The sequence below is a fragment of the Pseudomonas fluorescens genome (assembly GCF_030344995.1).
GTDB classification, from domain to species: domain Bacteria; phylum Pseudomonadota; class Gammaproteobacteria; order Pseudomonadales; family Pseudomonadaceae; genus Aquipseudomonas; species Aquipseudomonas fluorescens_BF.
In genome coordinates this window covers 721,120-744,894 of sequence record NZ_CP128260.1, presented here as the reverse complement: position 1 = coordinate 744,894, position 23,775 = coordinate 721,120, and the positions used below count along the sequence as shown (strand labels likewise).

Here is a 23,775-nt window from a genome sequence, read left to right as displayed (position 1 = left end):
TATCACTGCGGGTTGGCACGGGTGCTGGAAAGCAACGACTTCAGGTTGGCAGCCTTCGGCTTGACCAGCCAGAAACGACGCAGGTAGTCATCGAGGTTCTCGGCGAGTTCACGACCCCACTCGCTGTCGGTTTCCGCGACGTACTCGTTCAGCACGTTCTGCAGGTGGCTGCGATAGGCTTCCATCGCCTCGCCGCTGATCCGCTGGATTTCCACCAGTTCGTGGTTGACCCGGTCAACGAAGGTGTTGTCCTGATCGAGCACGTAGGCGAAACCGCCGGTCATGCCAGAGCCGAAGTTGTAACCGGTCTTGCCCAGAACGCAGACAAAACCACCGGTCATGTACTCACAGCAGTGATCGCCAGTGCCTTCCACGACCGTGTGGGCACCGGAGTTGCGCACGGCGAAACGCTCGCCTGCGGTGCCGGCGGCGAACAGCTTGCCGCCCGTGGCGCCGTACAGGCAGGTGTTGCCGATGATGGCGCTTTCCTGAGTCTTATAAACGCTGCCCTTCGGCGGCACGATGGTCAACTTGCCACCGGTCATGCCTTTGCCGACGTAGTCGTTGGCGTCGCCTTCCAGGTACATGTTCAGACCGCCGGCGTTCCACACGCCGAAGCTCTGACCGGCAGTGCCCTTGAAGCGGAAGGTGATTGGCGCTTTCGCCATGCCCTGGTTGCCATGCTTGCGCGCGATTTCGCCGGAGATCCGTGCGCCGATCGAACGGTCGCAGTTGCAGATATCCAGATCGAACTCGGCGCCGCTGAGGTCGTTGATCGCCGACGTCGCCATCTCGACCATTTTCTCGGCCAGCAGGCCCTGGTCGAAGGGCGGGTTGCGCTCGACGCCGCAGAACTGAGGCTTGTCCGCCGGGATGTGGTCGCTGCCCAGCAGCGGAGTCAGATCCAGGTGATGTTGCTTGGCGGTCTGGCCTTCGAGGATTTCCAGCAGATCGGTACGGCCGATCAGCTCTTCGAGGGAACGCACGCCCAGCTTGGCCAGCCACTCACGGGTTTCTTCGGCGACGTAGGTGAAGAAGTTCACCACCATGTCGACGGTGCCGATGTAGTGATCCTTGCGCAGCTTCTCGTTCTGGGTCGCGACGCCGGTGGCGCAGTTGTTCAGGTGGCAGATGCGCAGGTATTTGCAGCCCAGCGCGATCATCGGCGCGGTGCCGAAACCGAAGCTTTCGGCGCCGAGGATGGCTGCCTTGATCACGTCGAGGCCGGTTTTCAGGCCGCCGTCGGTCTGGACCCGGACCTTGCCGCGCAGGTCGTTGCCGCGCAGGGTCTGGTGGGTTTCGGCCAGGCCAAGTTCCCACGGAGCGCCAGCGTATTTGATCGAGGTCAGCGGCGAAGCACCGGTGCCGCCGTCGTAGCCGGAGATGGTGATCAAGTCCGCATAGGCCTTGGCCACACCGGCGGCGATGGTGCCGACGCCTGCTTCAGCCACGAGTTTCACCGAAACCAGCGCCTTCGGGTTGACCTGTTTCAGGTCAAAGATCAGCTGCGACAAGTCTTCGATGGAATAGATGTCGTGGTGCGGCGGTGGCGAAATCAGGGTCACGCCCGGCACTGCGTAACGCAGCTTGGCGATCAGCCCGTTCACTTTACCGCCCGGCAGTTGCCCGCCCTCGCCCGGCTTGGCGCCCTGGGCGACCTTGATCTGCAGCACTTCGGCGTTGACCAGGTATTCCGGGGTCACACCGAAACGGCCGGTCGCGACCTGTTTGATTTTCGAGCTCTTGATGGTGCCGTAGCGCGCCGGGTCTTCGCCGCCTTCGCCGGAGTTGGAACGCGCACCCAGGCGGTTCATGGCTTCGGCCAGGGCTTCGTGAGCTTCCGGCGACAGGGCGCCCAGCGAGATGCCGGCGGAGTCGAAGCGCTTGAGCACCGATTCCAGCGGCTCGACTTCACTGATGTCCAGCGGCGTGTCGAGGGTTTTGACCTTGAACAGGTCGCGGATCATCGACACCGGACGGTTGTCCACCAGCGAGGTGTATTCCTTGAATTTGGCGTAGTCGCCCTGCTGCACGGCGGCTTGCAGGGTGTTGACCACGTCCGGGTTGTACGCGTGATATTCGCCACCGTGGACGAACTTCAGCAGACCGCCCTGCTGGATCGGCTTGCGCGGACTCCAGGCTTCGGTGGCCAGTGCTTTCTGCTCGGCTTCGATGTCGACGAAACGCGCACCCTTGATGCGGCTCGGCACGCCACGGAAGCTCAGCTCGCAAACTTCCTCGGACAGACCGATGGCTTCAAACAGCTGAGCACCGCGATAGGACGCGATGGTCGAGATGCCCATCTTCGACAGGATCTTCAACAGGCCTTTGGTGATGCCTTTACGGTAGTTCTTGAACACCTCGTAGAGGTCGCCCAGGACTTCACCGGTACGGATCAGGTCGCCCAGCACTTCGTACGCGAGGAACGGATAGACCGCCGAGGCGCCGAAGCCGATCAGCACCGCGAAGTGATGCGGATCCCGTGCGGTGGCGGTTTCCACCAGGATGTTGGAGTCGCAGCGCAGGCCTTTTTCGGTCAGGCGGTGGTGCACCGCGCCGGTGGCCAGCGAAGCGTGGATCGGCAGTTTGCCCGGGGCGATATGGCGGTCGCTCAGAACGATCTGGGTACGACCGGCACGCACGGCTTCTTCAGCCTGATCGGCGACATTGCGGATCGCCGCTTCGAGGCCAACGCTTTCGTCGTAGTTGAGGTCGATGATCTGCCGCTCGAAACCCGGACGGTCGAGGTTCATCAGCGAACGCCACTTGGCCGGGGAAATGACCGGCGAGCTGAGGATCACGCGCGAGGCGTGTTCCGGCGATTCCTGGAAGATGTTGCGCTCGGCACCGAGGCAGATTTCCAGCGACATAACGATCGCTTCACGCAGCGGGTCGATCGGCGGGTTGGTCACCTGCGCGAACTGCTGGCGGAAATAGTCGTACGGCGTGCGCACGCGCTGGGACAGCACGGCCATCGGCGTGTCGTCGCCCATCGAGCCAACGGCTTCGTAGCCTTGCTCGCCGAGCGGACGCAGTACCTGATCGCGCTCTTCGAACGTGACCTGATACATCTTCATGTATTGCTTGAGCTGATCGACGTCGTAGAAAGCCGAACCGTGATCGTTGTCTTCCATGGTCGCCTGAATGCGCAGGGCATTCTTGCGCAGCCATTGCTTGTACGGATGACGGGATTTGAGACGGTTGTCGATCGCGTCGGTGTCGAGGATCTGCCCGGTTTCGGTGTCCACAGCGAAGATCTGGCCAGGACCGACACGGCCTTTAGCGATCACGTCTTCAGGCTTGTAGTCCCACACGCCGATTTCCGACGCGAGGGTGATGAAACCGTTGGTGGTGGTGACCCAGCGCGCCGGGCGCAGACCGTTACGGTCGAGCAGGCACACTGCGTAGCGACCGTCGGTCATTACCACGCCGGCCGGGCCGTCCCACGGCTCCATGTGCATCGAGTTGTACTCGTAGAACGCACGCAGATCCGGGTCCATGGTTTCGACGTTCTGCCACGCCGGCGGAATGATCATCCGCACGCCACGGAACAGGTCGATGCCGCCGGTGACCATCAGTTCGAGCATGTTGTCCATGCTCGAGGAGTCGGAACCGACACGGTTGACCAGCGGGCCGAGTTCTTCCAGATCCATCAGATCGTTGGTGAACTTGGTGCGACGGGCCTGAGCCCAGTTGCGGTTGCCGGTGATGGTGTTGATCTCGCCGTTGTGAGCGAGGAAGCGGAATGGCTGGGCCAGCGGCCATTTCGGCAGGGTGTTGGTGGAGAAGCGCTGGTGGAACACGCAGATTGCGGTTTGCAGGCGCTGGTCACCCAGGTCCGGATAGAACGCGGCCAGGTCGGCCGGCATCATCAGGCCTTTATAGATGATGGTCTTGTGGGAAAAGCTGCAGATGTAGTGGTCGGTGTCGGCGGCGTTGGCCACGGACGAGCGACGACGGGCGCTGAACAGCTTGACCGCCATGTCCTGATCGCTCAGGCCTTCGCCGCCGATGTACACCTGTTCGATCTGCGGCAGGCGCTCAAGGGCCAGGCGGCCGAGGACGCTGGTGTCGATTGGCACTTTGCGCCAGCCGATCAGTTGCAGGCCTTCAGCGAGGATCTCGCGGTTCATGTTCTCGCGAGCGGCTTCGGCCTTGGCCGGATCCTGATTGAAGAAGACCATGCCCACGGCATATTGCTTGGGCAGCTCGACGCTGAAGGTTTCCTGGGCAATGGCACGCAGGAACGCGTCGGGCTTTTGAATCAGCAGACCGCAACCGTCACCGGTCTTGCCGTCGGCATTAATCCCACCGCGGTGGGTCATGCAGGTCAGGGCCTCGATGGCCGTTTGCAAAAGGGTATGACTGGGCTCGCCCTGCATATGGGCTATCAGGCCGAAACCGCAGTTATCCTTGAATTCATCTGGTTGGTACAGACCTGCTTTCATAGACACTTTCTCACCAGGCTGCCTCTTTTCGAGGCAAATTTCTTTTCAATTCAACCACTTGCATCTCGCGCCGAACGTACGCCGGCTTAGCGGGGGCAAAAGGGTGGTCATTGTACACAGCGACACAGAGGCTCACAAATTTGACGACGAAATGTCGCAAATTCATGTCGCATTTGTGAAAGGTTTAAAGCGATCTGCTGTGCTAGTCAAAACTTTTTTAATTTTGACCGCAACGACTCAAAGACTACTGTGACGCAGACACCACAAGGCACGCGGTCTGTAGAGACGGCGCGCACTTGTAGAGATTTTGAGGTGCTTGGAGAGGCGGCCTGGGTAAGGCCGCCGAATCTTCAGCGAGTTGTTGCCAGTTCCTGTTGGACGCTGGCGACAGTGCGAGGCCAAGGTTTACCAGCCTGAACCTTCGCTGGCAAGGCCTTGATGGCAGAAACGGCTGCATCACGATTGGCGAAGTTGCCGTAGGTGATCACGTAGAGAGGCTTGCCGTTGAGGACTTTCTTGAAATAACGGTACTCGCCGCCCTGCTCCTTGACGAAGCTTTGCGCGGTCGCTTCGGAGCTGGTGCCGAGGATCTGCACCACGTAGTTGCTGGTCGGCTGACCGGCGTACCAGCTGCCACCGGCAGCCTTGGCGACGGTGACCGGCTTCTCGGCCGGTTTGGCGGCGGCAACAGGCTTGGCAGGCGCTGGAGCCGGTTTGGCCGCTGGAGTGGCCGGAGCAGGCTTGGCGGTAGCGACCTGGGTCGGTGCCGGGGTCGGTTTAAGGGCCGGGACTGGAACCGGAACTGGCGTCGGCGCAGGGCCGGCCTGAACGCCCGCCGGTGGAGCAGTGGTGGTCACGGTTGGTGGCGTGTTGCTGGAACCTTCGACTGGCACACCGTCGTCGCCTTCGGTAATGCCGCCCGCCGCTTCAGCCAACGGACCGCGCATCACCGGCTGCGAGTTGCCGACCAGCGGCAGCGGCATCGGCTGGGTATTGCCGTTGAATTCGACGGACGGCGCGCCACCCGCCTGCGGCGTGCCCTGGCCCAATGGCAGTTGCGCCTGCTCGTTGGCCGGCGCACCGGTAGTCGGCGCCTTGTTGCGACCCGGCATCAGCCAGGCGGCAGCGACCGCGACCACAACGACGGCGGAAATCGCCAATACGTGTTTCTTCGGCATGTTGAACCCCATACTTGGACGCTTGACCGCAGAGCGGCTGGCAATCATGACTTCGATCAGAGCATCGCGAGCGACCTGGTTGATGTTGCCCGGCCAACCCTCGGAGCTTTCGTGAATATCAGAGATCTGATCCGCGGTGAAAAGTTCGACACCCCGGCCCGCGCCTTCGAGCCGCTGGTCGAGATACTCGCGGGTTTCTTCTTCGGTGTACGGCTGCAATTCGATGACGTGGAAACGCTCTTCCTCGAGGTGCAAAGCCTCGAGCTGGGCGATCAGCGACGACTCACCGAACAGGAACACGTGTGGGCGGCCTTCCGGAGCGCCGGCGCCCAGCGCCATCAGGGCTTCAAGTGCGGACTCGTCGAGCTGCTCGGCATCGTCCACCAGCAGATAGACTTCCTGCCCCGTCAGCGCGAGCTGCACGACCTGATCGAGGATCGCCCCGACTTCGGCCTGGGCCACGTCCAGCGCCTGGGCAATCTGACGCAGCACACCGGCTGCATCGCCGGCGCCACGGGCGGAAACGACAACACTCTGCACCGATTGCTTGTTGGTGCTGGCAACCAGCGCCTGACGCAGCAGGGTCTTGCCGCTGCCCTGCGGGCCGGTGACTACCAGCAACAACTGGCTGTAACGCGCCAGATGATGCAACTGCCCCAGCACCGGCTTGCGCTGGGCCGGGAAGAATTTGAAGCCCGGCACCCGCGGCGCGAAAGGGTCGTGACTTAACTGGAAATGGCCGAGGAACGCCTCGTCGGCATGCAAACTAGTCATCGGAATCTTTAACCTTTAAGCTGAGCCAGAGCGCGGTAATCCGCTCCCAGCGTGGCCTGTAGAACCTCTTTCGGATAATCGTCGGTCACCACCGCTTCGCCCATCCGGCGCAGCAGCACCAGGCGCAAGCGACCGTCGATCACTTTTTTGTCAATTGCCATGTGTTCAAGAAAATCGGCTTCGGTCATCTCTTCCGGCGGGATCACCGGCAGACCGGCACGCTGGAACAGGCGGATGCCGCGATCGCGCTCCTGCTCGCTGATCCAGCCCAGGCGCGCGGACATTTCCAGCGCCATCACGGTGCCAGCAGCAACCGCTTCGCCATGCAACCAGACACCATAGCCCATGTGAGTTTCGATGGCGTGGCCAAAGGTGTGGCCGAGATTGAGGGTAGCCCGTACGCCAGTTTCTTTTTCGTCGGCGCCGACTACTGCGGCCTTGGCAGCGCAGGAGCGCTCGATGGCATAGGTCAGGGCCGTTTGATCCAGCGCACGCAACGCGTCGACGTTGTCTTCGAGCCAGGTCAGGAACGGTTCGTCGCAGATAAGGCCGTACTTGATGACTTCCGCCAGCCCCGCCGACAGCTCGCGCGCTGGCAGGGTTTTCAGGGACGCGGTATCGATCAGCACCACGTTCGGCTGATAGAACGCGCCGACCATGTTCTTGCCCAGCGGATGGTTGATCCCGGTCTTGCCACCCACCGACGAATCGACCTGGGACAGCAGCGTGGTAGGAATCTGGATGAAATCGACGCCGCGCTGGTAGCAGGCGGCTGCGAAACCGGCCATGTCGCCGATTACGCCGCCACCGAGGGCGATCACTGTAGTGCGACGGTCATGACGGGCGGTCAGCAGACCGTCGAAGATCAGTTGAAGGGTTTCCCAGTTCTTGAAGGCTTCGCCGTCGGGCAGCACCACGGAAACCACCGAGAACTGCGTCAGGCTGCGGGTCAGACGCTCGAGATAGAGCGGCGCAACGGTCTCGTTGGAGATGATTGCCACTTGCCGCCCGTGGATATGCGGGGCCAGCAGCTCAGGCTGGTCCAGTAATCCTTCGCCAATGTGAATCGGGTAGCTGCGCTCGCCTAGGTCGACCTTGAGTGTCTGCATGTGTCCCCACAGTGAAGATGGAAGCAGGCGTCCTGCCCTGAATTATTGGTTGTCTGCGGCCTATAGCGGGTATGACGCCGCTCGCACGCCATCCGCCACAACCTCGGCGGGCTGTGACAGGACGCCGAGGATAGCGCATTTCGAGCGATGCTTTAACGGGGCGGAAGCTGCGCCAGGCGGTCGAGAATATCGAGCACGACCATGCGTGGTGGCCGCTCGTCGGTTTCCACCACCAGATCGGCGATTTCCCGATAGAGCGGATCACGGATCGCCAGCAGGTCGCGCAAGGTTTTCTCCGGATTGGCGGTGCGCAGCAACGGCCGGTTGCGGTCGCGAGAGGTGCGGCCAACCTGCTGCTCGACGGACGCGTGCAGATACACCACCCGCCCGCCCTCGTGAAGGGCCTTGCGGTTGGCATCGCGCATCACTGCACCGCCGCCGGTCGCCAGCACCACGCCGTCGAACGCGCACAGCTCGGCGATCATCGCCTGCTCACGGTCACGAAAGCCGGGCTCGCCTTCCTTGTCGAAGATCCACGGGATATTGGCGCCCGTACGCAGTTCAATTTCCTTGTCGGAATCCTTGAACGGCAGGCGCAGCTCTTTGGCCAGTAATCGGCCGATGGTGCTTTTTCCAGCCCCCATCGGTCCTACAAGAATCAAATTTCGCACAGAATCAACGACTCACAGCAATCGCCTGGTTATTCATGATACGCGGAGTGAGAAATACCAGCAGCTCGGATTTTTTCTCCGAAACCACATCACGCCGGAAAAGGCGGCCAAGATACGGCACATCGCCAAGAAATGGCACCTTATCTACAACCTTGCTTTGAGTATTTGAGAAAACGCCCCCGATCACGATGGTCTCGCCGTCGTTCACCAGCACCTTGGCATTGACCTCGTTCTTCTTGATCGGCGGTACATCCTGCACTTTGTTCAGGTAGTCCGGTTCGTCCTTGGTGACCTTCACCTCCATGATGATGCGGTTATCGGGGGTGATCTGCGGCGTCACTTCCAGCGACAGCGAGGCCTCCTTGAAAGACACCGATGTAGCGCCGCTGGAGCTGGCTTCCTGATACGGAATCTCGGTGCCCTTGAGAATCTTCGCAGTCTCCTTGTCGGAGGTGACCACCTTGGGCTGCGAGACGATTTCGCCGTTGCCGGTCTTCTCCATCGCGGTCAGCTCAAGGTCGAGCAAGACGTTGTCGGTGATGAATGCGATGCCGATCCCGGACGTATTGTTCACCGTGCCCATGTCGACGAACGGTGAGTTGGTGCTGGTGCTGCCCGGCGTGCCGATGGTGGTCGAAGAGCCGTTGCTGACCCCGGAAGTGTTCCAGTTGCCCTTGTTCTGGATCGATCCGCCCCAGCGCACGCCCAGACTCTTGTCGTAATCGACGTTGGCTTCGACGATCCGCGCCTCGATCATCACCTGACGCACCGGAATATCCAGCTGCGCCACGATCCGCCGCAACTCGTCGAGGCGATCCTGGGTCTGGTAGGCAATGATGTTGTTGGTCCGCTCATCGACGGTGATCGACCCCCGTTCGTCGACCTTGGCCTCGGCACTGGTGACCGACTGGAACAGCTTGGCAATGTCCGCAGCCTTGGCGTAGTTCACTTGCAGCAGCTCGCGGCGCAACGGCGCCAGTTCGGCGATCTGTTTCTGCGATTCCAGTTCCTGCCGCTCACGCGCAGCGATTTCATCTGCCGGGGCCACCAGCAACACGTTGCCGACCTTGCGTTTGTCCAGGCCTTTGGTCTTGAGCACCAGATCCAGCGCCTGATCCCACGGCACATTCTGCAGGCGCAAGGTAATGCCGCCCTGTACCGTATCGCTGGCCACCAGATTGAGGTTGGTGAAGTCGGCGATCAGTTGCAGCACCGAACGCACATCGATGTCCTGAAAATTCAGCGAGAGCTTTTCGCCGTTATAGCTGTTGCGGTCGGCGTTGCGCTTTTGCAGATCATCAATAGTCAGCGGCCGGATGCTGACGGTCAGTTTGTTGTCGGTCTGGTAGGTGGAATAGTCGAAAGTCCCGCTGGGTTCGACGGTGATCATCGCGCGATCACCGCTGACACCGGCATTGACGAACTGCACCGGGGTGGCGAAATCCTTGACGTCGAGGCGCACCCGCAGCGGCTCGGGCAATTGGGTACGCGCGAAACTGAGGATGATCTTGCCGTCGTGTTCCTGGATGTCCGGGGCGATGGCCGGGTCGGACAGATCGATGACCACGTTGCCTTCGCCCGCCGTGCCACGCTGGAAATCCACGCCGCGAATGGCCCTGGCGGTCGGCGTATACGTGCGGACCGGCGCTGCCGCAGGTGCCGCACGCGGTGCACGAGCGGCCGTACGCGGGGCAGCGGCTTTGCTGCCCTGCCCGACCACCACGAACACCGTATTGCCTTCGACCCGGGTGTCGTAAGGCGCCAGTTGCGTCAGGCTGATGATCAGCCGCGTCCGGTTATTGGCCTCGACCACCGTGGCCGTGCGGGCATTGCCACTGCCCAGGTCGCGAGTCTTGCTCGCCAGTTGACTGGCAACACCCGGCAGATCGAGGGCAATCCGCGCCGGCGAATCGGTGGTGTAACCCTTTGGCTGCGGGGGTGGGCCGTCGAACGACAGCTTCAGCTCGACCCGGTCGCCCGGCAGTGCCGCGACGTCCAGCGCCTTCAGATTGGCTGCCTGTACCATCGGCGAAAGCAGCGCTATCCATAGCGAGAAACCGAGGGTGGAGAAAATCCTGTTCATTGTTCGACTTCCACTTATGAGTGCTCTTTCAAAGGAATGGTGCGCGGCCGCTCAAGCCAGGCGCCCTGGCCATCCGGAACGATTTCCACCACTTCGACCTGTGAAGCGCTGATGGCAACGATGCGCCCGTCATTGCGGCCCAGATAATCACCGACCTTGAGCCGGTGAACTCCGCCCGCCCCCCGCAGTAGCGCGAAGGAACCTGAGGCGTTGGCAATCGTGCCGACCATTTCAAACTGCTCGATGTTGAAACCTTCGAGGTATTGCTTGACCCGGTTGGGATCGGGTTTCACGTCGCGCGAGCCGTGTTTCTGCCCGGCCAGATCGACCCGCAGCTGACGCGAAAACGGACTGCGCAGGTTGGCGGCGCTGTAGGTGAAAGTCGGATAGGAACGGAAGGTCGGGGTCGGCTCGATCTTGCCCGGCGGGCGCAGGCGCACTTCATTCATGTAAGCGTCGAGATCGCTGAAGTCATCACCACCGCAGCCACCAAGTACCAATAACAATGCCGACAAGGCGATAAAACGGATCGGGCTCATTTTTGCAGCCCCTTGTCGTTGTAGCGGTAGGTCTTGGCGAGAATGCTCATGCGCAACTTCGGCCCGCCTTCGGGATTGGCCGGCGCGAGCTCGAAATCGTGCAGGGTGACGATCCGTGGGAGCCCGGCCACGCCGCTGACGAAGGTCGCGAGGTCGTGATAGGCACCGGTCACGGTGATCTGGATGGGCAACTCGATGTAGAACTGCTGGGTGACCTCCGGCAGCAGCTTGATCTCTTCGAATTCAAGACCGCTGCCCAGCCCGGTGCGGGTGATGTCTTCCAGCAACCCCGGCACTTCGGTGTCACTGGGCAGTTGCCGCAACAGCACGCCGAACGAGTTTTCCATCTCTTTCATCTGCTGGGTGTACAGCTCCAGATTGGCCGCCATGTGCGCCTTGCTCGCGAACTGCTCCTTGAGGGTGGTCTCCTCCTCACGCTTGAGCTCGAGCTGACTCTCCAGATCACTGATGAAAAAGTTATAGCCAAGCGCCAAAACCAACACCATCAACAGCCCGCCGGCCAGGCTTTTGACCACTGGCGGCCAGGAGCCGATGTTGCTGGTGTCCAGATCGTTGAAGTCGACATTGCGCAGGCTTTGCAACCACTCGGACGGCTTCATTGGTCGCCCTCCTCGAGCCGTGGGCGAGTCTGGCGAACCGTCAATTGAAAAACGTTGGCCTGATCCACTTGTCCGGCGGTGGTGGCTTTCACTTCATTGAGGTTGGGCGCATCGAACCAGTCGGAGGCATCGAGATTGCGCATCAGGTCGGACACTCGATTGTTCGACTCCGCCGCGCCGCTGATCGACAAGGTCTTGCCGACCATTTTCACGTCGGTGAAATACACCCCGTCGGGCAAGGTGCGCGCCAGCTGATCGAAGATCCGCCCGCTGATCTGCCGATTGCCCTGCAAGTCCTGGATGATGCGCATGCGCTCCACCAGCTGCTGGCGGTGGGCCTTGAGCTCGCTGATCTGTTTGATCCGTTCATCGACCACGGCGATCTGCTTGCCGATGTAGTCATTGCGCGCGACCTGCCGGGCGATGGCGGCGCTGATGATCTGATCGGCAATGAGCACCGCCCCCACCGAACCGACCACCACGCCGGTCAAGGCCAGCAGGAAGCGTTTGCGCCGCTCTTCGCGGCGCTCCTCGCGCCAGGGTAAAAGGTTGATCCGCGCCATCAGTCGAAACTCCTGAGCGCGAGCCCGCAGGCAATCATCAGGGCCGGCGCGTCGCTCGCCAAAGCCCCGGCGTTGACCTTGCTGCTCAAGGCCATGTCGGAAAACGGGTTGGCGACCTGGGTCGGGGTGTGCAGGCGTTCTTCGATCAGCCGGTCGAGCCCGGGCACCGACGCCGTGCCGCCGGCCAGCAGAATATGGTCGACAGCGTTGTACTGGCCGGAGGCGAAAAAGAACTGCAGGGAGCGCGACACCTGCTGCACCAGTGCCTCGCGAAACGGCTGCAGCACCTCGCTGACGTAATCGTCCGGCAGGCCGCCCTGCTTCTTGGCGAGCCCCGCCTGTTCAAGGGTCAGGCCATAACGGCGCTGGATTTCCTCGGTCAGCTGTCGGCCGCCGAACAATTGTTCGCGGGTATAGATGATCCGGCCGTTGTGCAGGACGCTGAGGGTGGTCATGGTGGCGCCGATGTCGACCACGGCCACCGTCAGTCGATCCTGGGAGGCCGCCAGTTGCGTGGCCAGCAGGCCGAACGAGCGCTCCAGCGCATAGGCTTCGACATCCACCACCCGCGCCGTCAGCCCGGCCAGTGCTAGCGCCGCTTCGCGGACCTCGACGTTTTCCTTGCGGCAGGCGGCCAGCAGCACGTTGACCCGCTCGGGGTTGCGCGGCGAAAAGCCCTGGACTTCGAAGTCGATGGCGACCTCGTCCAGCGGATAGGGAATGTATTGATCGGCCTCGATCTTGAGCTGGTTTTCCAGTTCGTCGTCGGACAGCCCGGCGTCCATCTCGATGACCTTGGTGATCACCGCCGAACCGGCCACGGCCACCGCCACGGTTTTCAGCCCGGTGCGCGCCTTGACCAGCACCCGGGACAGGGCCTGGCCGACGCCCTCGAGCTCGGCGATGTTCTTTTCGACCACGGCGCTCGCCGGCAGCGGCTCCACCGCGTATGCCTCGACCCGGTAGCGCTCACCCTGACGGCTCAGCTCCAGCAGCTTCACCGAAGTGGAGCTGATGTCGATCCCCAGTAACGTATTGGCCTTTTTATTGAAGAGTCCTAGCACTACCAATTCCCTATGACTATCCGTGAGTTACGGACTCTGTAATGCGCATTGCGTTCCCTCGCCCCGTCTTGACAGAAGCGCAAATGACGCCCCCAGCAGAAAAGTGCTTATAATGCCCAGCGTTTTTTTCCGCTTTTTACTGCCGGCGCGGGTCGTTCTGTGTGTTACCCGGAACCCTGTCGCCCAATTCATTCTTTGCCGTGGATGTCCAAAAGCCTTGATTCGTCTGCTGAAATTTTTCGGTTGGTCCATCGTCGCCGTTTTCTGCGGACTGCTTCTAGGTCTCAGCGGCGCGTTTCTTTACCTTAGTCCGGGTTTGCCATCTGTGGAGGCGCTGAGAAGCATTCAGTTGCAGATTCCGCTCCGGGTCTACAGCAGCGACAACAAGTTGATCGCAGAATTTGGCGAAATGCGCCGCACACCGATCCGTTTCGCCGACATTCCCCCCAATTTCATCAATGCGTTACTAAGTGCTGAAGACGACAACTTCGCCAACCACTACGGCGTCGATCCGAGCAGCCTGATGCGTGCCGCCACCCAACTGGTCAAGAGCGGGCACATCCAGTCCGGCGGCAGCACCATCACCATGCAGGTGGCGAAGAACTTCTTCCTGACCAGCGAACGCAGCTTCTCGCGCAAGACCACTGAAATCCTTCTGGCCCTGCAGATCGAACGCCAGTTGACCAAGGACGAGATCCTTGAGCTGTACGTGAACAAGATCTATCTGGGCAACCGCGCTTACGGCATCGAGGCGGCGGCGCAGGTGTATTACGGCAAGTCGATCCGCGAAGTCAGCCTGGCGCAGATGGCGATGATCGCCGGCCTGCCGAAAGCCCCGTCGCGCTTCAACCCGCTGGCCAACCCGGCGCGCAGCAAGGAGCGTCGCGACTGGATCCTCGGCCGCATGTACAAGCTCGGCAAGATCACCGAAGCCGACTACACCGCCGCGATCAACGAGCCGCTGAACGCCAGCTATCACGTGCCGACCCCGGAAGTGAACGCGCCATATATCGCCGAGATGGCCCGTGCGGAAATGGTCGGTCGCTACGGCAGCGACGCCTATACCGAAGGTTTCCGCGTCACCACCACGGTGCCGAGCAACCTCCAGGAAATGGCCAACACCGCGCTGCACGAAGGCCTAATGACCTACGATCAGCGCCACGGCTACCGCGGCCCTGAATCGCGCCTGCCAGGCAAGACCCGTGAAGCCTGGGCCACCGAACTGACCAAGCAACGCACCATCAGCAGCCTCGAGCCGGCCATCGTCACCCAGGTCGACAAGAACGGTCTGCAAGTGCTGACCCGCACCGGCGAAGAGCATGTTGCGTGGGACACCATGAAATGGGCCCGTCCGTTCCTCAACACCAACAGCATGGGCGCCAACCCGCGTCAGCCGTCGGATGTGGCACAGATCGGCGACCTGATTCGCGTGCAGCGCCAGCCGAACAATTCGCTGAAGTTCAGCCAGATACCACAGGCGCAGGGCGCGCTGGTGTCGCTGGATCCGCAGAACGGCGCGATCCGTTCGCTGGTCGGCGGTTTCGCCTTCGAGCAGAGCAACTACAACCGCGCGATGCAGGCCAAGCGTCAGCCGGGCTCGAGCTTCAAGCCGTTCGTCTACAGCGCCGCGCTGGATAACGGCTACACCGCCGCGAGCCTGGTCAACGACGCGCCGATCGTGTTCGTCGACGAGTACCTGGACAAGGTCTGGCGTCCGAAGAACGACACCAACACCTTCCTCGGTCCGATCCGTCTGCGTGAGGCGCTGTACAAGTCGCGCAACCTGGTGTCGATCCGCCTGTTGCAGGCGATGGGCGTAGGCAAGACCATCGACTACATCACCCGCTTCGGCTTCAACAAGCAGGACCTGCCGCCAAACCTGTCTCTGGCGCTGGGCACCGCGACCCTGACCCCGATGGAGATCGCCACCGGCTGGAGCACCTTCGCCAACGGCGGCTACAAGATCACCCCGTACATCATCGACAAGATCGAAAGCCGCAACGGCGACACGCTGTTCGTCGCCAACCCGCCGACCGTACCGCAGGGTGGCGCGGCCACCGACGGTATTGCCGCACCCGCCACCCAGGCGTTCACGGTCAATGCAGCGCCGGTTCCGGGTGAAGCGCCGGGCAGTGCCGCTGTGCCGCAAGCACCGGCAGTCGCCGAGCGCATCGTCGATGGCCGTACCACCTACATCCTCAACAGCATGCTGCAGGACGTGATCAAGCTCGGCACCGGCCGTCGCGCACTGGCCATGGGCCGCAGTGACATCGCGGGTAAAACCGGTACCACCAACGAATCCAAGGATGCGTGGTTCTCCGGTTACAACGCCGATTACGTGACCACCGTGTGGACCGGTTTCGACCAGCCGGAAAGCCTCGGTCGCCGGGAGTTCGGCGGCACCGTGGCACTGCCGATCTGGATGAACTACATGAGCGCCGCGCTGAAGGACAAGCCGCCGCATGTCCAGCCGGAGCCGGAAGGCATCCTCAGCCTGCGGGTGGACCCGGTCAGCGGTCGCGCGGCATCGCCGAGCACACCGGGCGCCTACTTCGAACTGTTCAAGGCCGAAGACACGCCACCGTCGGTCAACGAGATCGGCAACGGCACAGCGCCGGGTAGTCCGCTGCCGGCGGATGAACAGGCGCCGATCGATTTGTTCTGATCCTGATCCACTGAAAAGCCCCGCCTTCGTGAGAAGTGCGGGGCTTTTCGTTTTCTGTCGTACTGAGAATGGCGTTTCACATCAAGGGCAGCCCTCACCCTAGCCCTCTCCCAGAGGGAGAGGGGACTGACCGTGGGATGTTTGAGAGTTACGCCGACGTGAAAGCCTTGCTGTGAATCCATAATCGATTCGGTCTTGCAGGTCGGTGTAATACGCCAGACAACTCGGTCGGTCCCCTCTCCCCCTGGGAGAGGGTTAGGGTGAGGGCCGCCCTTGAAGCGGGAACGCATTTTCAAGAACAAAAAAAACCCCGCTTAAAAAGCGGGGCTCTTCATGAAGCGTTACAACGACTTAGCCGTTGAACACGTCATCCACGCTTTTCAGCGGGTAGTTCTTCGGATATGGCAGGGTAGCCACACCGGTCTCGATTGCGGCCTTGGCCACGGCGTCGGAGATCACGGTGATCAGGCGCTTGTCCATTGGCTTCGGAATGATGTACTCACGACCGAATTCCAAGGAGATACCGCCGTAGGCGTCGCACACTTCCTGAGGAACCGGCAGCTTGGCCAGTTCGCGCAGGGCGTTGGCGGCAGCGATCTTCATTTCTTCGTTGATGCGCTTGGCGCGAACGTCCAGGGCACCACGGAAGATGAACGGGAAGCCCAGAACGTTGTTGACCTGGTTCGGGTAGTCCGAACGGCCGGTGGCCATGATCACGTCGTTACGGGTGGCGTGAGCCAGTTCCGGGGAGATTTCCGGATCCGGGTTGGAGCAGGCGAAGACGATCGGGTTGGCCGCCATGCGCTTGAGTTGCTCGGCGCTCAGCAGGTTCGGGCCCGACAGGCCGACGAATACGTCAGCACCTTCGATGGCGTCGTCCAGGGTGCGCTTCTCGGTAGGGTGAGCGAACACAGCCTTGTACTGGTTCAGGTCGTCACGGCCAGCGTGAATCACGCCAGTACGGTCAACCATGTAGATGTTCTCGACCTTGGCGCCCATGCTCACCAGCAGTTTCATGCAGGAGATAGCGGCAGCGCCGGCGCCCAGGCAGACGATCTTGGCGTCGGCCAGGGTTTTGCCAGCGATTTCCAGGGCGTTGATCATGCCCGCAGCGGTCACGATCGCGGTGCCGTGCTGGTCATCGTGGAATACCGGAATGTCGCACTGCTCGATCAGAGCACGTTCGATCTCAAAGCACTCAGGTGCCTTGATGTCTTCCAGGTTGATGCCACCGAAGGTGATGGAAATGCGTTTTACGGTGTCGATGAAGGCTTGCGGGCTTTCGGAGTCGACTTCGATGTCGAAGACGTCGATGCCGGCGAAGCGCTTGAACAGCACGCCTTTACCTTCCATCACTGGCTTGGAAGCCAGTGGGCCGAGGTTACCCAGACCCAGAATCGCGGTGCCATCGGAAATGACTGCAACCAGGTTGCCCTTGCCGGTGTACTTGTAGGCCAGTTCAGGATCGCGGGCGATCTCGCGCACTGGTTCAGCTACGCCGGGGCTGTAGGCCAGCGACAGGTCACGGGCGGTAGCAGTGGCCTTGGTGAGCTCGACACTCAGCTTTCCTGGACGAGGATTGGCATGATATTCGAGAGCGGCAGTTTTCAGATCAGACATTTTGGCATTCCGCTTTTTACTGTTGGACAGACTGGTCAGCGAGGATACGCGCCTCGCAAAGTCCCCACAAGACTGCCCGGTCACCCCTGTCAAGCGCCCTGCCCTACGACTTTGGGCCAAGAGCCACGGCGCACAAGGGCTAGACTGTTCACAATCGACAGAAAAAATGTCTACAACTTTTTCTTTAGCGGGACGACTGGAGCATCGAAGAATCGGTCAATGGCAGCAGCCAGCGCGCCTGACCTGATTTCAGCCCACCGCGCCGAGAACGGTCGACCACCCAGCCACGGGCCTCGATCTGCTTGCCCTTCAACGCCTGCAAAGACGCGCCATCGAAGCGATCGAGCAGATTGGGTGCAACGCGCAGTACAAGCTTGTCCTGCAACTCGATCCAGATTCCGCCGCGATTGCGTTGAACCTTGCTCACACGACCGCTGACCAGTGCGAAACCCGAGCGCTCGATCTGCTCCGCTTTCAGTACAGGCGAGCGCTTCCAAAGGCCAAGCCCGGCCTGTCGAGCACGGCGTTCGGCGGCTTGCTGGCAATCGACCAGATCGATATTCGGTGCCACTGCGACCTGGAAACCGAGGCCATCGGCGAGCATCTGCGCTTCGAGATTCTCCCCCCTGGCGCTGAAGACATGGGCCAGGGTGCGGCCGTAACGGTCTTTGGGCTGGGCGCCAAGGCGCAGGCCAACCCGCCCGTCGCTTTCGGCGACCAGAGCTTCGAGGCGCCTGCGCGCGACCACTGCAAATGGCTCGTCGCTGCGACCCTGCTTGCCGAGTTCGGGCGTATTGAGGCCGATCATCCGCACATTGCGTCCGTCGTTCAGGCGCAGGGTGTCGCCATCGACCACCCGCAGCACCGTGGCGCTGTCCAGTCCGGCCGACGCCGTGCAGAAGGCCTGAGCGGAGGAAAGCCAAATCGCGGACACAAAAAAGGCGCCCGCAAGGGACGCCTTTTTCATCAGACCGGAAAAGCCGCTGAGGTTTTCCAGAATGAAGGGCCTTAGGCCTTTTTCGCGCCGAAAGCACCGAAACGGTCGGCGAACCGCTGAACGCGACCACCGGTGTCCAGAGTCTTCTGCTTACCGGTGTAGAACGGGTGGCACTCGTTGCAAACGTCGATCGCCAGGGCTTTGCCGAAGGTCGAACGGGTTTCGAACTTGTTGCCGCAGCTGCAAGTTACTGCAACTTCTGGGTAATTCGGGTGGATATCGGCTTTCATGGTGTTTTCCTCAGCTGGCGTGCCGCCATCCAACACGATTGTTGAATACCGCACGTAATTAGGCCGCGGATTCTACCAGACAATCCCGATCACGCAAGCTGTCACTGAGACCGACCGTCTGCTAGGCTCCGGCCCTTCTTTACCCAACCGCCCATTGAGATCCCCACGCGTGCCCGACGCCATTCTGCGCCTCGCCCTGCCTTCGCCCCTGCGCCGCCTGTTCGACTATCGGGCCCCGGCCGGTGTGCTGCGTTCGCAGTTGCAACCGGGCATGCGCCTGCGGGTGCCGTTCGGCCGGCGGGAGATGATCGGGATTCTGGTGGAAGTCACGGACACCAGCGAAGTACCGGTGGAAAAACTCAAACCGGCGCTGGCGCTGCTCGACGCCACTGCACCGCTGCCGCCGGCACTGTTCAAGCTGTGCCTGTGGACCGCCCAGTATTATCAGCACAGCCTCGGTGACACCCTGAGCTGGGCGCTGCCGGTGCTGCTGCGTCAGGGGGAACTGGCCGAGGTTCGGCAGGAGCGTTTCTGGTCCGCCGCTCCCGGCGCCAGCCTCGATGACCCGCGCATCGCCCGCGCCCCACGCCAGCGTGAAGCCCTGGCGACGCTGGCTCAGCACCCTCACGGCGTCGCCCATCAGTTGTTGAGCAAACTGATGCTGAGCAAGGACAGCCTTGATCTGCTGCTGGCCAAGGACCTGGTGCAGGTCGAAGTACGCCGCCACGCCCCCGGCGCGCGCCACGAACACTGGCTGGCCCAGCCGGAGCTGCCGCTCAACAGCGAACAACGCGCCGCGTACGAGGCCATCCGTGCCGGGTTCGACAGTTATCACGCGTTCCTGCTGGCCGGTGTCACCGGCAGCGGCAAGACCGAAGTCTATTTGCAGTTGATCCGCGAAACCCTCGAGGCCGGCAAGCAGGCGCTGGTGCTGATTCCGGAGATCAACCTCGGCCCGCAAACCCTCGCCCGTTTCGAACAACGCTTCAATGCGCGCATCGCCCTGTTGCACTCGGCGGTCAACGATCGTGATCGTCTGGATGCCTGGCTCGCTGCCCGCGACGGCGAGGCCGACATTATTATCGGCACCCGCTCGGCGCTGTTCACCCCGATGAAGAATCCGGGGTTGATCATCATCGACGAAGAACACGACGGTTCCTATAAACAGCAGGAAGGCCTGCGCTACCACGCGCGGGATCTGGCGTTGGTGCGGGCGCGGCAGGAAAACATCCCGATCGTGCTCGGCTCGGCGACGCCATCGCTGGAAAGCCTGCACAACGCCTACACCGGCCGGTACGGACTCCTGCGCCTGAACGAGCGGGCGGGCGGCGCCAAGCAGCCACGCTTCCTGCGCCTGGATGTGAAAAGTCGTCCACTGGACAGCGGCATTTCCGGGCCGATGCAGCAAGCCATCGGCCAGACCCTCGCCGCCGGCCAGCAGGTATTGGTGTTCCTCAACCGCCGGGGTTTTGCCCCGACTCTGCTGTGCCACGATTGCGGCTGGATGTCCGAGTGCCAGCGCTGCGATGCGCGGATGACCGTGCACCAGCGCTACGGCGAATTGCGCTGCCACCACTGCGGTTACGTCGAGCGCGTGCCGCGCCAATGCCCGAAGTGCAACAAGGTCGATCTGCGGCCCGTGGGCGCCGGCACCGAGCGGGCCGAGGAACGGCTGGCGATTCTGTTCCCGGACTATCCGGTGTTGCGCGTCGACCGTGACAGCACGTCGCGTAAGGACGCGATGAATCAGCTGTTCGCCACGATCCAGAAAGGCCAGCCGTGCATTCTGGTCGGCACTCAGATGTTGGCCAAGGGGCACCACTTCCCTCGGGTGACGCTGGTGTCGATCCTTGATGCCGACGGCGGGTTGTTCTCCGGCGACTTCCGCGCCAGCGAGCGCATGGCGCAGTTGATCGTGCAAGTTGCCGGCCGTGCCGGGCGGGCGGAAGAACCGGGCAAGGTGATCATCCAGACGCATCTGGCCGACCATCCTTTATTGGTGCAACTGACCGAGCAGGGTTACTTCGCCTTCGCCGAACAGGCCCTGAGCGAACGCCGCGCCGCCGGCCTGCCGCCGTTCGCCCACCTCGCCCTGCTGCGCGCCGAAGCGCACAAGCCGGGGCAGGCCGAAGGTTTTCTTGATGAGGCGTGCAGCGAGGCCGAGCGTTTGCTGGCCGAACAGAACCTTACCGGTATTGAACTGCTTGGCCCCGTGCCGGCGCCGATGGAACGCCGGGCCGGGCGTTTCCGCGCGCAGCTGCTGTTGCAGGCCACGGCCCGGGCGCCGCTGCACCGATTGCTGGCGAGCTGGCTGCTGGTGCTGGAGCAGATGCCAAGTGGTCGGGCGGTGCGCTGGTCTTTGGATGTCGATCCCGTAGATTTGTATTGATAGAAAGATTGCCATCGCGAGCAGGCTCGCTCCCACATTCCAGGGTGGGAGCGAGCCTGCTCGCGAAAGCAGTCTATTTGTCACCACACATCCACATCCTGCCTGCTAAGGTTGGCAAGCCCGTCTTCGCAACGGATAATGCCCAGTTTTTCCACCCGCGCATCGATGCGCCGCCGCGCTTGCGGTCGAAAGAGAAGACCATGAAAGACACCATTCGCCAGCTGATCCAACAAGCCCTCACCCAACTCGTCAACGAAGGTGTGTTGCCTGAAGGCCTGACGCCGGCGATCCAGGTGGAAAACGCCCGGGACAAGACCCACGGCGACTTCGCCAGCAACATCGCGATGATGCTGGCCAAACCTGCGGGCATGAAGCCGCGCGACCTGGCGGAAAAAATCATCGCCGCCCTGCCGGCTGACGAAAACGTCACCAAGGCCGAAATCGCCGGCCCAGGCTTCATCAACTTCTTCCAGAACACCCAGGCGCTGGCCTCGCGCCTCGACGCCGCCCTGGCCGACGCTCACGTCGGCGTACGCAAGGCCGGCCCGGCGCAACGCACCGTGGTCGACCTGTCGGCACCGAACCTGGCCAAAGAGATGCACGTCGGCCACCTGCGCTCGACCATCATCGGCGACGGCGTGGCGCGGGTACTCGAATTCCTCGGCGATACCGTGATCCGTCAGAACCACGTCGGCGACTGGGGCACCCAGTTCGGCATGCTGATGGCCTACCTGCAGGAAAACCCGATCACCAGCGACGAGCTGTCGGACCTGGAAAACTTCTACCGCGCCGCCAAGCAACGCTTCGACGAGTCCCCGGAATTCGCCGACCGCGCCCGTGGTCTGGTAGTCAAGTTGCAGGCCGGCGACGCTGAATGCCTGGCGCTGTGGACCAAGTTCAAGGACATCTCGCTGTCGCACTGCCAGAAGATCTACGAACTGCTCAACGTCAAACTGACCATGGCCGACGTGATGGGCGAAAGCGCCTACAACGACGACCTGATCAACGTGGTCAACGACCTGAAAGCCGCCGGCATGCTGGTCGAAAGCAACGGCGCCCAGTGCGTGTTCCTCGACGAATTCAAGAACGCCGAAGGCGAGCCGCTGCCGGTGATCATCGTCAAGGCTGACGGCGGCTACCTGTACGCCACCACCGACCTGGCGGCCGTGCGTTATCGCAGCGGCAAACTGAAGGCCGACCGTGCGCTGTACTTCGTCGACCAGCGTCAGGCCCTGCACTTCCAGCAAGTGTTCGCCGTGGCGCGCAAGGCCGGTTTCGTGACCCATCCGATGGAAATGGAGCACATGGGCTTTGGCACCATGAACGGCGCCGACGGCCGTCCGTTCAAGACCCGTGACGGCGGCACCGTGAAGCTGATCGACCTGCTGACCGAAGCGCAGGAACGTGCCTACAGCCTGGTGAAGGAAAAGAACCCGACACTGGCCGAAGACGAACTGCGCGCGATCGCCAAAGTGGTCGGCATCGGCGCGGTGAAATACGCCGACCTGTCGAAACATCGCACCAGCGACTACAGCTTCAACTTCGACCTGATGCTCAACTTCGAAGGCAACACCGCGCCGTACCTGCTGTACGCCTACACCCGCGTGGCCGGCGTGTTCCGCAAACTCGGCAAGGATTTCAGCGAAGTCGACGGCCAGATCGTCCTCGAAGCGGCGCACGAGCAGGAACTGGCGACCAAACTGGCGCAGTTCGGTGAAGTGCTGAACAACGTCGCGGAAAAGGGCACGCCACACACCCTCTGCACTTACCTGTACGACGTTGCCGGCCTGTTCTCCAGCTTCTACGAGAACTGCCCGATCCTCGCCGCCGACACCCCGGCACAAATGCAAAGCCGTCTGCGCCTTGCCGCGCTGACCGGCCGTACCCTCAAGCAAGGCCTGGAACTGCTCGGCCTGGAAACCCTGGAGCGCATGTAAGTTGGCTGCCAAGAAAAAACCTGCACCCAAGCGTGGCGCCAGCCGTTACCAAGCTCCAGCGAAGCAGCCGATTCCGGGCTGGCTGTGGATGGCCATCGGCCTGACGGTCGGCGCGTTCATCGTGTTCCTGATGAAACTGGAGCCGGGCAAGGGCAGCGACACGGTCAAGCGCGAGAAGGTCGAGCAACAGCAACAACAGAAAGCCACCAAGATCGCCGAGGCCAACAAGACCCCGCCGAGCCCGACGCAACCGGTGAAGCCGAAGTACGACTTCTACACCCTGCTGCCGGAATCGGAAGTGATTGTGCCGCCTGATGCCGTGCCGGAGAAAACCCTGCCGACGCCACAAGTGCCGGCGATCCCGGCCACGCCGGTGACCCCGGCGGAAGCGGCGAAGATCGACACCGCGCGGGCGCAGGCTGCACTGGCCGGGATCACCCCGCCGCCAGCGCCGCCAGTGACCAAGGCTGCGCCGGTGACCAAATTCTTCCTGCAAGCCGGCTCGTTCCGCAAAGAGACGGATGCCGACAAGGTCCGCGCGCAGATCATTCTGCTCGGCCAGGCGGTCGCGGTTGAGTCCGGGACGGTCAAGGATGAAACCTGGTACCGCGTACTGGTCGGCCCGTTCAGCAACCGCGAACAGCTGACCACCGCCCAGAAACAACTGGCGGGCGCCGGCTTCAGCAACCTGTTGTTACAACAACGCCAAAGCCGCTAACAAGTCCCCACTGATCGTTCCCATGCTCTGCGTGGGAATGCAGCCCGGGACGCTCCGCGTCCCTTGCCGCAGGGACGCGGAGCGTCCATTGAGGCATTCCCACGCGGAGCGTGGGAACGATCGCGTCGCTCTGCGTGGGAGCGATCACTTTGAAAGCACCGCTCGTCCCC

The 23,775-nt window shown here is 62.0% G+C and carries 16 protein-coding genes; 4 read left to right on the top strand and 12 right to left on the bottom strand.

Annotated elements, in window-relative coordinates:
* Positions 1-2: 2 nt before the first annotated feature.
* The 9 genes from gltB to QR290_RS03350 all read right to left on the bottom strand — a co-directional run bounded on the left by gltB (position 3) and on the right by QR290_RS03350 (position 13,049).
* Positions 3-4,448, bottom strand: a complete 4,446-nt coding sequence (gene gltB / locus QR290_RS03390) for a glutamate synthase large subunit (RefSeq protein ID WP_192563218.1) — start codon at positions 4,446-4,448, stop codon at positions 3-5.
* A 350-nt stretch (positions 4,449-4,798) separates the two neighbouring features.
* The gene (locus QR290_RS03385) at positions 4,799-6,400 is read right to left on the bottom strand and encodes an AAA family ATPase (protein WP_289204327.1); all 1,602 of its coding nucleotides are present in this window, start codon (positions 6,398-6,400) and stop codon (positions 4,799-4,801) included.
* An 8-nt stretch (positions 6,401-6,408) separates the two neighbouring features.
* Positions 6,409-7,509 carry a 3-dehydroquinate synthase gene (aroB, locus tag QR290_RS03380; protein WP_115076267.1) on the bottom strand — a complete coding sequence of 367 codons (1,101 nt, stop codon included), beginning with the start codon at positions 7,507-7,509 and terminating at the stop codon, positions 6,409-6,411.
* Between the two features lie 152 nt (positions 7,510-7,661).
* On the bottom strand, positions 7,662-8,180 hold the full coding sequence (gene aroK / locus QR290_RS03375) for a shikimate kinase AroK (protein ID WP_011332081.1): 519 nt from the start codon (positions 8,178-8,180) through the stop codon (positions 7,662-7,664).
* A gap of 4 nt (positions 8,181-8,184) precedes the next feature.
* Positions 8,185-10,263, bottom strand: coding sequence for a type IV pilus secretin PilQ (pilQ, locus tag QR290_RS03370; RefSeq protein ID WP_115076266.1), 2,079 nt, complete (start codon positions 10,261-10,263; stop codon positions 8,185-8,187).
* A gap of 14 nt (positions 10,264-10,277) precedes the next feature.
* Positions 10,278-10,802, bottom strand: coding sequence for a pilus assembly protein PilP (locus tag QR290_RS03365; protein WP_039766425.1), 525 nt, complete (start codon positions 10,800-10,802; stop codon positions 10,278-10,280).
* Positions 10,799-11,422, bottom strand: a complete 624-nt coding sequence (pilO, locus tag QR290_RS03360; protein WP_115076265.1) for a type 4a pilus biogenesis protein PilO — start codon at positions 11,420-11,422, stop codon at positions 10,799-10,801. The genes QR290_RS03365 and pilO overlap by 4 nt, the downstream gene beginning before the upstream one ends.
* Positions 11,419-11,985: a PilN domain-containing protein gene (locus tag QR290_RS03355; RefSeq protein ID WP_115076264.1), complete on the bottom strand. Its 567-nt coding sequence runs from the start codon at positions 11,983-11,985 to the stop codon at positions 11,419-11,421. Before QR290_RS03355 ends, pilO begins: the two co-directional genes overlap by 4 nt.
* A complete protein-coding gene (locus tag QR290_RS03350; RefSeq protein ID WP_115076263.1) occupies positions 11,985-13,049 on the bottom strand; it encodes a pilus assembly protein PilM in 1,065 nt (354 codons plus the stop codon). The genes QR290_RS03355 and QR290_RS03350 overlap by 1 nt, the downstream gene beginning before the upstream one ends.
* A gap of 217 nt (positions 13,050-13,266) precedes the next feature.
* On the opposite strand from QR290_RS03350, the gene QR290_RS03345 reads away from it, so the two are divergent.
* Positions 13,267-15,714 (top strand): penicillin-binding protein 1A, encoded by a 2,448-nt coding sequence (locus QR290_RS03345; RefSeq protein WP_115076262.1) that lies wholly within the window; start codon positions 13,267-13,269, stop codon positions 15,712-15,714.
* 351 nt (positions 15,715-16,065) lie between these two features.
* On the opposite strand, the gene QR290_RS03340 is transcribed toward QR290_RS03345, so the two are convergent.
* The 3 genes from QR290_RS03340 to rpmE form a co-directional block, all read right to left on the bottom strand.
* Positions 16,066-17,334, bottom strand: a complete 1,269-nt coding sequence (locus QR290_RS03340; protein ID WP_115076261.1) for a malic enzyme-like NAD(P)-binding protein — start codon at positions 17,332-17,334, stop codon at positions 16,066-16,068.
* Between the two features lie 184 nt (positions 17,335-17,518).
* The gene (locus QR290_RS03335; RefSeq protein ID WP_115076260.1) at positions 17,519-18,301 is read right to left on the bottom strand and encodes a thermonuclease family protein; all 783 of its coding nucleotides are present in this window, start codon (positions 18,299-18,301) and stop codon (positions 17,519-17,521) included.
* Between the two features lie 41 nt (positions 18,302-18,342).
* Positions 18,343-18,561, bottom strand: a complete 219-nt coding sequence (gene rpmE / locus QR290_RS03330) for a 50S ribosomal protein L31 (protein ID WP_115076259.1) — start codon at positions 18,559-18,561, stop codon at positions 18,343-18,345.
* A 169-nt stretch (positions 18,562-18,730) separates the two neighbouring features.
* On the opposite strand from rpmE, the gene QR290_RS03325 reads away from it, so the two are divergent.
* The 3 genes from QR290_RS03325 to QR290_RS03315 all read left to right on the top strand — a co-directional run bounded on the left by QR290_RS03325 (position 18,731) and on the right by QR290_RS03315 (position 23,605).
* Positions 18,731-20,950, top strand: a complete 2,220-nt coding sequence (locus QR290_RS03325) for a primosomal protein N' (protein ID WP_115076258.1) — start codon at positions 18,731-18,733, stop codon at positions 20,948-20,950.
* A 200-nt stretch (positions 20,951-21,150) separates the two neighbouring features.
* Positions 21,151-22,887: an arginine--tRNA ligase gene (gene argS / locus QR290_RS03320; RefSeq protein ID WP_289204326.1), complete on the top strand. Its 1,737-nt coding sequence runs from the start codon at positions 21,151-21,153 to the stop codon at positions 22,885-22,887.
* A gap of 1 nt (position 22,888) precedes the next feature.
* Positions 22,889-23,605, top strand: coding sequence for an SPOR domain-containing protein (locus QR290_RS03315; protein WP_289204325.1), 717 nt, complete (start codon positions 22,889-22,891; stop codon positions 23,603-23,605).
* Positions 23,606-23,775 lie beyond the last annotated feature (170 nt).

Coding starts and splice junctions, on each gene's coding strand:
- gltB (WP_192563218.1), bottom strand. CDS start 4,448: ATGAAAGCAGGTCTGTACCAACCAGATGAATTCAAGGATAACTGCGGT.
- QR290_RS03385 (WP_289204327.1), bottom strand. CDS start 6,400: ATGACTAGTTTGCATGCCGACGAGGCGTTCCTCGGCCATTTCCAGTTA.
- aroB (WP_115076267.1), bottom strand. CDS start 7,509: ATGCAGACACTCAAGGTCGACCTAGGCGAGCGCAGCTACCCGATTCAC.
- pilQ (WP_115076266.1), bottom strand. CDS start 10,263: ATGAACAGGATTTTCTCCACCCTCGGTTTCTCGCTATGGATAGCGCTG.
- QR290_RS03365 (WP_039766425.1), bottom strand. CDS start 10,802: ATGAGCCCGATCCGTTTTATCGCCTTGTCGGCATTGTTATTGGTACTT.
- pilO (WP_115076265.1), bottom strand. CDS start 11,422: ATGAAGCCGTCCGAGTGGTTGCAAAGCCTGCGCAATGTCGACTTCAAC.
- QR290_RS03355 (WP_115076264.1), bottom strand. CDS start 11,985: ATGGCGCGGATCAACCTTTTACCCTGGCGCGAGGAGCGCCGCGAAGAG.
- QR290_RS03340 (WP_115076261.1), bottom strand. CDS start 17,334: ATGTCTGATCTGAAAACTGCCGCTCTCGAATATCATGCCAATCCTCGT.
- QR290_RS03335 (WP_115076260.1), bottom strand. CDS start 18,301: ATGAAAAAGGCGTCCCTTGCGGGCGCCTTTTTTGTGTCCGCGATTTGG.
- rpmE (WP_115076259.1), bottom strand. CDS start 18,561: ATGAAAGCCGATATCCACCCGAATTACCCAGAAGTTGCAGTAACTTGC.
- argS (WP_289204326.1), top strand. CDS start 21,151: ATGAAAGACACCATTCGCCAGCTGATCCAACAAGCCCTCACCCAACTC.